Source organism: Streptomyces sp. NPDC057486, assembly GCF_042802415.1.
In the GTDB taxonomy this organism is placed as follows: domain Bacteria; phylum Actinomycetota; class Actinomycetes; order Streptomycetales; family Streptomycetaceae; genus Streptomyces; species Streptomyces yanii.
Genome location: NZ_JBHVEE010000076.1, coordinates 39,446 through 47,290, shown reverse-complemented (window position 1 = coordinate 47,290; position 7,845 = coordinate 39,446). Strand labels below are relative to the sequence as shown.

The 7,845-nt window shown below is 71.3% G+C and carries 7 protein-coding genes and 1 pseudogene; 1 reads left to right on the top strand and 7 read right to left on the bottom strand.

The features are described 5' to 3' along the window. The 3 genes and pseudogenes from ACFU6I_RS29910 to ACFU6I_RS29900 form a co-directional block, all read right to left on the bottom strand. Positions 1-394 (bottom strand): annotated as a pseudogene (locus ACFU6I_RS29910) (hypothetical protein); the annotation flags it as partial. Between the two features lie 189 nt (positions 395-583). Continuing rightward, a complete protein-coding gene (locus ACFU6I_RS29905; protein WP_384050882.1) occupies positions 584-1,228 on the bottom strand; it encodes a TetR/AcrR family transcriptional regulator in 645 nt (214 codons plus the stop codon). After that, on the bottom strand, positions 1,225-1,860 hold the full coding sequence (locus ACFU6I_RS29900; RefSeq protein WP_384372284.1) for a TetR/AcrR family transcriptional regulator: 636 nt from the start codon (positions 1,858-1,860) through the stop codon (positions 1,225-1,227). Before ACFU6I_RS29900 ends, ACFU6I_RS29905 begins: the two co-directional genes overlap by 4 nt. A gap of 211 nt (positions 1,861-2,071) precedes the next feature. On the opposite strand from ACFU6I_RS29900, the gene ACFU6I_RS29895 reads away from it, so the two are divergent. Next, positions 2,072-3,322, top strand: coding sequence for a flavin reductase (locus tag ACFU6I_RS29895; protein ID WP_384372282.1), 1,251 nt, complete (start codon positions 2,072-2,074; stop codon positions 3,320-3,322). 301 nt (positions 3,323-3,623) lie between these two features. Here the strand turns inward: ACFU6I_RS29895 and ACFU6I_RS29890 are convergent, their stop codons facing one another. From ACFU6I_RS29890 to ACFU6I_RS29875, 4 genes are read right to left on the bottom strand one after another with little or no spacing between them, the layout of a single operon-like run. Beyond that, positions 3,624-4,961, bottom strand: coding sequence for an FAD-binding protein (locus ACFU6I_RS29890; RefSeq protein WP_384372280.1), 1,338 nt, complete (start codon positions 4,959-4,961; stop codon positions 3,624-3,626). A gap of 2 nt (positions 4,962-4,963) precedes the next feature. After that, positions 4,964-5,776 (bottom strand): aspartate/glutamate racemase family protein, encoded by an 813-nt coding sequence (locus ACFU6I_RS29885; protein WP_384372278.1) that lies wholly within the window; start codon positions 5,774-5,776, stop codon positions 4,964-4,966. A 1-nt stretch (position 5,777) separates the two neighbouring features. Then, positions 5,778-7,232: an FAD-dependent oxidoreductase gene (locus ACFU6I_RS29880; protein WP_384372276.1), complete on the bottom strand. Its 1,455-nt coding sequence runs from the start codon at positions 7,230-7,232 to the stop codon at positions 5,778-5,780. After that, positions 7,229-7,819 (bottom strand): isochorismatase family cysteine hydrolase, encoded by a 591-nt coding sequence (locus ACFU6I_RS29875; protein WP_384372274.1) that lies wholly within the window; start codon positions 7,817-7,819, stop codon positions 7,229-7,231. The genes ACFU6I_RS29880 and ACFU6I_RS29875 overlap by 4 nt, the downstream gene beginning before the upstream one ends. Positions 7,820-7,845: the final 26 nt, after the last annotated feature.

Sequence of the window (7,845 nt, the reverse complement as noted above, 5' to 3'; positions counted from 1 at the left end):
GCGATACCCCCAGTTGCTGTTCTCGCGGGCGAGACGCACGACGAGACGGCGTATCGAGGCGTGGGTCCGCGGCCGACCAGGCCGCCGCCTGGTGATGCTCACGCGGGCGTGAAGACCTCTCACCAGGTCGCGATGCCAGCGCAGCACTGTCAGGGCTGACCAGCAACCGCAGGCGGCACAGAGTGGCACGGGGCAGCGGGGCGAGCAGGGCGGCGAGGAAGGCCCGATCCGTCGGGGCGAACCTCACCCGCTCGGTGCCGAGTTGCCGCTGCAGAACGATCAGCTGATGCCGCAGCGCGAGGATTTCCGCGTCCTTGTCGCGGTCGGACATCGGTAGCGAACGCAGCGCGGCGAAGGCGTGAGTGACGGTCAGATAGGCCAGGCGAAGCAGCACGACGACCGATCCTGCCGCAGACGGCGATCATCGCCGTCGGCGGGGTGACCTGCACGGACGTAATAATCGGCACACTCAACGTCGGCGGCGGCGAACTGCTCGAAAACGGACGACGGGACGACAGGGCAGGAGACGTGGAGGTCATGCCCACCGAAGCCGCATGCGGAGGCGGACCGGCCGCCCGTCGGGTCAGCCCGCGGCCGTGTCCTCCGGCGGAAGGCAGGTGAGTACGCCGGACATGAGGTCGACGTACTCCTCGGAGTCCCAGTCGGAGTAGATCTGCGAGCCGACGGCCGCGCCGTCGGAGAAGGCGACGACGAGGGTTGCGATGTCATCGGCCCGGTCCGCCGAAGCGCCCGGCTGGACCCGGCGCACCCAGGCGGAGATCATCCGCTTGACCTGGAGCCGGCAGTCGAGAAACGCCCGGCGGGTCTTGGCGTACGTGTCGGCCTTCTCGAGGAGGACCTGCATCCCGACACGCATGAAGTCGGGGACCATGCCGAGGGTCCGGTACGACGCGCCCACGACATTGCGGACGCCCTCCCCGAGGGTCGTCCCGTCCTCGGCCTCCCACCGGGGGACCGTCACGAGCCACTCGGCGAAGCTGTGCCGGATCACCTCCGCGAAGAGTCCGTCCTTGTCCTCGAAGTGCCAGTAGACCGAGCTGACAGGCAGGCCCGAGCGGCGGCACACAGCCGCTATCGTCGCGCCGGCCACCCCGTGGGTCTTCGCCAGCTCCGCGGCCGCCGTGAGGATACGGTCGGCAGATCGGGCGGTCGGGGCCGCCTCCGTTGACACCGACTCGGGCTCGGCCGCCGACTGTTGCGGGTTCATGCCGCCGCTCCTGTCCGCACGAGGTGCTCGGCGAGGCCCCGGGCGGCGAGGTCGACGACGCGCTTGACGTCGCGGCCGGAGGTCGAGCGGACATGCATGAAGAGACCGTCCATGAGCATCATGTGGAACCGGGCGAGGCGCCGCGGCAGAGACGGATCCTCCGTCACGGCCTCGGGCCGGAGGACCTGGACCCACCAATCCGCGATCGCGCTCTCGGTGTCCTGCCGTACCTCGGCGTAGAGGCGGCGCGCGGCCGGCTCCTTGAGTCGCTGCTGGAGCGTGAGCAGGAGCCCGAGGGACCAGAACTCCGGCGAGGTCGTGAGCGATACGGCGGCCCGCTGGAACCGCGCCGCGACCTCCTCGGCGACCGAGCCGCTCTCGACAGGGCCGGCCCAGGTCGGGGCGAGCGCCCGCCACTCCCGATAGGAGAAGTCGAGGGTCGCGGCGAGCAGCTTGTCCTTGCTCCCGAAGTGCCAGTAGATCGAGCTCGCGGGCAGCCCTGTCGCCTCGGTCACGGCGGCGACCGAGGTCCCGTCGTAGCCGCTGCGCGCCGCGATCTCGAGCGTCGCCTCGAGGATCGCGCGCCGGGACTCGTCACCCTGGCGGTGACGGCGGTCGGTCTTGCGTGGCACGGCTCTGCTCTCCCCCTGCTGCCGGGCCCGGGCCAGGAGCAGCCGGGCTGATTTCACTGTAGCAGCAACTCCGGAAGAGCTTGATCTCTTACCTGTCCGGACATTGGCCATTTCTCGTTGTGGTGCATGCGAAGTCTTGCGCTACAGCACCAGATTCTCTACTTTTCATTGTAGTGATCGCTACAGAGATATGGGTCAGTGAGGAGACGCCGTGACCGAGTCCCAGCAGACCGGCGAGCCGGGAACCGTCGACCCCGCGCACTACCGGGAGGTCATGGGGCACTATCCCACCGGTGTGGCCGTGGTGACCGGGACGACCGAGTCGGGGGAGCCGGTCGGCATGGTCGTCGGCACCTTCACGTCGGTTTCGCTCGACCCGCCGCTCGTCTCGTTCATGCCGAAGACGACGTCGGGGACCTTCGCCCTCATGCGCGACTCGGGGACCTTCTGCGTCAACGTCCTCGCGCACGACCAACTCGAGCTGTGCCGGACGATGGCCGTGCCGCGGCCGGGGAAGTTCGACGACGTCGCATGGTCCCCGTCGGCATACGGCGCGCCCGCCCTCGACGGTGCCGTCGCGCACATCCACTGCACCCTCGACCGGGTCGTCCCCGCCGGCGACCACCTCGTCGTACTGTGCCGTGTCCAGGACATGGCGGTGACCCGGCCCGCAACGCCGCTGCTCTTCTTCCAAGGCGGCTACGGCGGCTTCTCGCCGCGCGGCCTCGCGGCGCGCGGTGACGCCGAGCTCATCGAGGCGGTCCTGCTCGCCGACGTTGGGCGGACAGCGGTCGAGCGGCTCGCCCGGGAGCACCGGTGCGAGGCGGCCGTCCTCGTCGCGGTCAACGACCACGAGCTCACGACCGCGGTGAGCGCCTTCGGCGGCTGTGCCCGGCCGCAGGAGCAGCTCGGACAGAGGGTGCCGCTCATGCCCCCGCTCGGCGAGGCATACATCGCGTGGGCGCCCGAGGAGACGATCGGGGCGTGGCTGGGGCGCGCGTCCTCGCAGGAGCCGGAGGTCGCCGAGAAGTACCGCCGCCGCCTCAAGACGGTCCGCGAGCTCGGCTACGCGATGTCCAGGATCCAGCCCGAGGGCGGCCCGCAGTACGCCGAGCTCACCGACGCGATGCGGGAGTACGCCGGGGGTGAGCTGACGCCGGCCCGCGAGCGCGCCGTCCGGGCCGTGATCTCCAGTGCCTCCCCGTTCTACGAGACGTGCGAGATCGTCGACGGCGAGACCTACGACCTCGGCGCGATCATCGGACCTGTCCTCGGCCCGGACGGCTCGGTCGTGCTGTGCCTCCGGCTCGGCCAGTTGCCCCGCGGGGCCGACGCGCACCAGGTGCGCCGGTGGATCGCGTCACTCAAGGAGGCCGCGGCCAGGATCTCGCGCAGCCTCGAGACGAGGGCGGGCGACCAGTACGCCGCATGGCAGGCGACGACCGGCGACTACCTCATCTGAATCTGACTGCTCCCCTTCCTGAAGGTGAGGGGATTCCTGGCTCAGGCCACCTCCTGGAGCAGTGCTCCAGGAGGTGGCCTGAGCCCTCGGCGCCGGCCGGGTCCGGACCAGTCTTCCGGTACTTCTTCGAACGCGGCCTCTTCGACTCCTGGCAGCCCTCGGACACGAGCTGCCCCTTCTTCGGTCTGCGCCGGGCCGTCATCCGGTCGTCACGGCACAGCTTCTCCTCGGCCTTTCTGCCGTGTTGGGCATGCGGAAGACCGTGGTTGCCGGGCCCTCCTCGCAGCAGACGGGGCGAGCCTCAGGCGAGACCGGCGGCGAGGTCGTTGCCGACGATCCAGCCCATGCCCATTGCGGCGAGCAGCCCGTTGCCCGAGCTGTAGCCGGAGGAGTCCGGGCCCGCGAGGCCGACGGCCGTCCCGCCGCCCGCGCGCAGGCCGGCGACGGCCGAGCCGTCCTTCCGGAGCACCCGGCCGTGCGTGTCGATCGCGGCTCCGCCCTGGGTCGTGAGGACGCCGTGGGTCAGCCAGGCGTAGTGGAACGGAGCGACGAGGCGACGACGGCCGGGGAGCGGCTCGAGGGCGCGATCGAGGAGGAGCGCGTCCATGCGTACGTCCGCGGCCAGAGTCGCGAGGTCCGGAGCACTGCCGAGGGCCCTGGCCTTGGCCGAGTCGCGCATCATCTCCGAGTGCGAGGCGACGAGGTCGGCCTCGGCGTCCCAGACCATGAGGGCACGCTCGTTCGGCTGGGCGGCGACGTGCGGCGCGAGCCCCGAGTAGCCGTACGCCTGTTCGTCGACGAACCGCTCGGCGCCGGTGTTCACGAGGACGGCGCCGAGCCAGGGCAGGTTCGGGTTGACCCGGGTGCCGTGGATCGTGACCTGGCCGTGGCGCAGGCAGGCGCCCATATTGCGGAACTCGGCGCCGAGGTCGCGCAGCCACGCGACGGCGTCCCCGGTCGCGGTGCTCACACCGCCGTGGAACGGGTCGCCGAGTTCGGCGCAGAACTCGCGCATGAGCGCCCGGTTGCTGGCGAAGCCGTCCGTCGCGAGGACCGTCGTCCCCGCGGAGACGGTCACGTCGGCGCCGCTCTGACGGGCCGTCACCCCGATGACCCGGGCCTTTGGTCCCGAGCCCTCGACCCGCAGCCCGGTCACCGGCGCCTCGTCCAGGAGGGCGACGTTGGGGCGGCCGGCGAGGATCTGGCGGAGGTGACTGACGAGCGGGCCGCCACCGCGGCGCAGCGGGTCGGTGTGCAGGCGGGGCACGGAGATCCCGTGCCGGGTCATGTCGAGGCCGACCTCGAGCGGGTAGCCGAGGGCGTCGGCGATCCAGTGGACGTAGCGGGGTGCGACCGCGGTCAGCGCCTCGACGAGAGGGCGGTGCCGCTCGTCGCCGTTCTCGACGAGGATGTCCGCGGCGTGCCGGGCGGGTGAGTCCTCGATCCCCGCGGCGGCCTGGAAGCGGGTCCCCCCGGCGGCGAGGCTGCCGCTCGACACCTGCGCGTTGCAGCCCTCGCGGGTGCTCTTCTCGAGGACGGCGACGATCAGGTCGGGGTTCTCCGACGCGCGGAGCCCGGCCAGCAGGCCACAGGCCCCCGCCCCAGCGACGACGACGTCGACTTCGAAGTCCTCGGCCATGGTCATCGCCCGCCGGCCGGGACACGGCTCGTCCCATAGAAATCCCGCGCCCGGTCGACGAGTTCGCGCGGCGGCTGCTCGTGGTGGAAGCCGACGCGGGAGGCGACGAGCCCGGTGCTGTGGTACTGCCGCGCCCGCATCTCCGCCACCTGGAGGCAGGTCCCGAGGGAGTCGAGGACGGGCACGTCGTCGACACGGCTCACACCATGGTCGGCGAGGAAGACGTTGAGCGGCCCCTCCCCGGGCACGATGACGCTCGCGCCGGCCGCGATCGCCTCGCGGGCCGCTTCGGTGAACGCCGCGAGCAAACCGTCCGGGGACGCGTACGCGGCCATGACGTCGGTGAACTCCGCGGCGACCTGGCGGATCGGCCCGACGATCCGGTCCAGGCCGTAGACCCGCATGTTCCGGCGCAGCTGCGGTTCGAGGGCGCCGATGAAGTTGACGATCCCGACCGTGCCGCCGAGGGTCGCGGCGAGGAGGACCGAGGTCTGCCCGAGCGCCACGACGGGGATGTCGACGAGGCTGCGGCACTCCTCGTACGCCGTGTCCGGGATCGTCGCGATGAGGAACGCGTCGTAGCCCTCGTCCTGAGCGCTCAGGGCCGCGTGGACGAACTGCTCCTTGTGCAGCCCGGAAAGGTAGGCGTACCGGATGTGCGTCCCCGGATAGTCGCTCGGGTAGGTCCCGGGAGCCATCCCGTGCAGGACGACCTCCGTCCCCGGAGCGGCGACCGAGGCGAGGTGCCGCGCCAGGGCGTCCCGGTAGTGCGGTACGTCGTCGAGGACCGTGAAGGACTGGTGCCAGATCCGCATGTCAGACCGTCCTCGTGGCGGCGTGCGCGCCCGCGATCTTCCCGAACGTCGCACCGCGCAGGACCGAGGTCGAGCCGGTGTAGTTCGAGTAGTACAGGCCCGTCATCTCGCCGGCGGCGTAGAGGCCCGGGATGATCCGGCCGTCCTTGTTCACGACGCGCGAGGACGCGTCGGTCTTGAGCCCGCCGAAGGTGAAGACGTTCGCGGCCATGACGGGGTAGGCGACGAAGGGTCCCTGGGAGATGGGCCGGGCCCAGTTGGACTTCGGTGGTGTGACGCCGGTCGTTGCGAGTCCGTCGGGCCGGGTGGGGTCCCACTCACCGTCGGGGCAGGCCGCGTTGTACGCCGCGATCGTCTCGGCGAGGATGCCCGGGTCGACATCGATCGCCTTCGCGAGTGCGGTGATCGAGTCGCCCCGGACCGGCTTCTCCTCCGTGCGGATCGCGGTCTTCAGGTTCGGGATCGCCTGGCCGGCGGCGTCGAGGATCATCCACGCCATGCCCGTCGGCTGGGCGTGGATGTCACGGGTCGTCCGCTCGTACCACGCGTCGACCGGGCCTCGGGCCTCGTCGACGAACCGACGTCCCTCGACGTTGACGAGGACACCGTAGGTGAATGCCATGATCGCCGCCTCCGGGTCGCCGGAGCGCGGGTCGACCGGCTCGGCGTGGAAGAGGCTGAAGTTGCCGGCTGTCGCTGCGCCGACGGCGATCGCCATCTCGATGCCCTCGCCCTTGTTGTAGTTGCCGCCACGGGCGACCGGCCGGCAGGTCATGCCCTTGTCGCCGTGGTAGCGGGCCATCATCTCGGCGTTGCCCTCGTAGCCGCCGCAGGCGAGGACGACCTGGCCCGAGAAGACGGCCCTGGCCGCGGTGGCGTCGGTTGCGACGAGGCCGGTCACCTCGCCGGAGTCGGTGACGACGAGGTCGCGGGCGGTCGTCTCGTAGAACCGGTCGACGCCGAGCTCGACGGCCTTGCGGCCGAGGGTCTCGACGAGCGCGAGCCCGCCGCCGACCGGGGCGAGGCGGGTCGTCGAGACGGTGAGGAAGAGCGTCGGCAGTTCGGCGAAGGAAATGCCGTGGCCCTCGAGCCAGCGCAGCGTCGGTCCCGCGTTGTCGGCGAACGCGGCGACGTAGTCGAGATCGACGACGGGGTGGGCGCGCAGGAGCGGGTTGCGGCGCTTCCAGTCCAGACCCGAGTCGGCGGTGATGCCCGGGTCCGGGTGGCCCATGAAGTCGTCGACGATCGCCTCGGCGAGGCCGTCGGCGACCTCGTCGAGCGACTTCATCCGCAGATACGCCTCGGTGTAGCGGGTGTTGCCGCCGCTCTCCTTCTCGGTCGCGCGGTCGAGGAGCGCGACGCGCGCCCCGGACTCCCGGGCGCTGATCGCGGCGCTGAGCCCGGCGATGCCGCTCCCGGCGACGACGACGTCGTACGCCTTTTCCAACATGCTCATGCCCAATTCCCGATGATGTCGTCGGCCGAGGAGACCGTGCCGAAGAGTGGAAGGGTCGCAGTGACGGCGTGCTCGTGCAGGGCGGGCGCCGGGGCCGCACACATGTCCTCGACGACCGTGACCTGCAGGCCGGAGTCGGAAGCGTGCCGGGCGGCGGACTCGACGACGAGATGCGTCGCGATACCACCGAGGACGACGTGCCCGACGCCCTCGGCCGCGAGCACGTCGCGAAGCGGCGTCCCGATGAACGGGTTGACGCAGCCCTTGTCGACGACCGGCTCACCGTCGGCCGGCGCGAGCTCGTCGACGATCCGCGCCTCCGGCGAGTCGCCGAGCATCGTGCGGTTCGCGGGATAGCCGGCGAAGCGTGCAAGGCGGTTCGTGCGCAGGCCGTACGTCGTCTCGAAGGCGAGCCGGACGTGGAAGACGGGGATCCCCGCGGACCGGGCGGCGTCGAGGACCCGGCGCGCCGTCTTGAGGACGCCGCGCTCGTGGACGGCTGCGGCGAGCGGGGGTGCGAGGCAGAGGTCTCCCTCCTCGGCGAGGGCGACCTGGTAGTCGAGCAGGAGCAGTGCGGTGCGGGTCATCGAGCGATCCTCGGGTCGGTTGCGGA

What these genes read in the sequence shown, in the direction of transcription:
- ACFU6I_RS29875 (WP_384372274.1), bottom strand. Translation starts at nt 7,819, where the DNA reads ATGACCCGCACCGCACTGCTCCTGCTCGACTACCAGGTCGCCCTCGCC.
- ACFU6I_RS29890 (WP_384372280.1), bottom strand. Translation starts at nt 4,961, where the DNA reads ATGGCCGAGGACTTCGAAGTCGACGTCGTCGTCGCTGGGGCGGGGGCC.
- ACFU6I_RS29880 (WP_384372276.1), bottom strand. Translation starts at nt 7,232, where the DNA reads ATGAGCATGTTGGAAAAGGCGTACGACGTCGTCGTCGCCGGGAGCGGC.
- ACFU6I_RS29885 (WP_384372278.1), bottom strand. Translation starts at nt 5,776, where the DNA reads ATGCGGATCTGGCACCAGTCCTTCACGGTCCTCGACGACGTACCGCAC.
- ACFU6I_RS29905 (WP_384050882.1), bottom strand. Translation starts at nt 1,228, where the DNA reads ATGAACCCGCAACAGTCGGCGGCCGAGCCCGAGTCGGTGTCAACGGAG.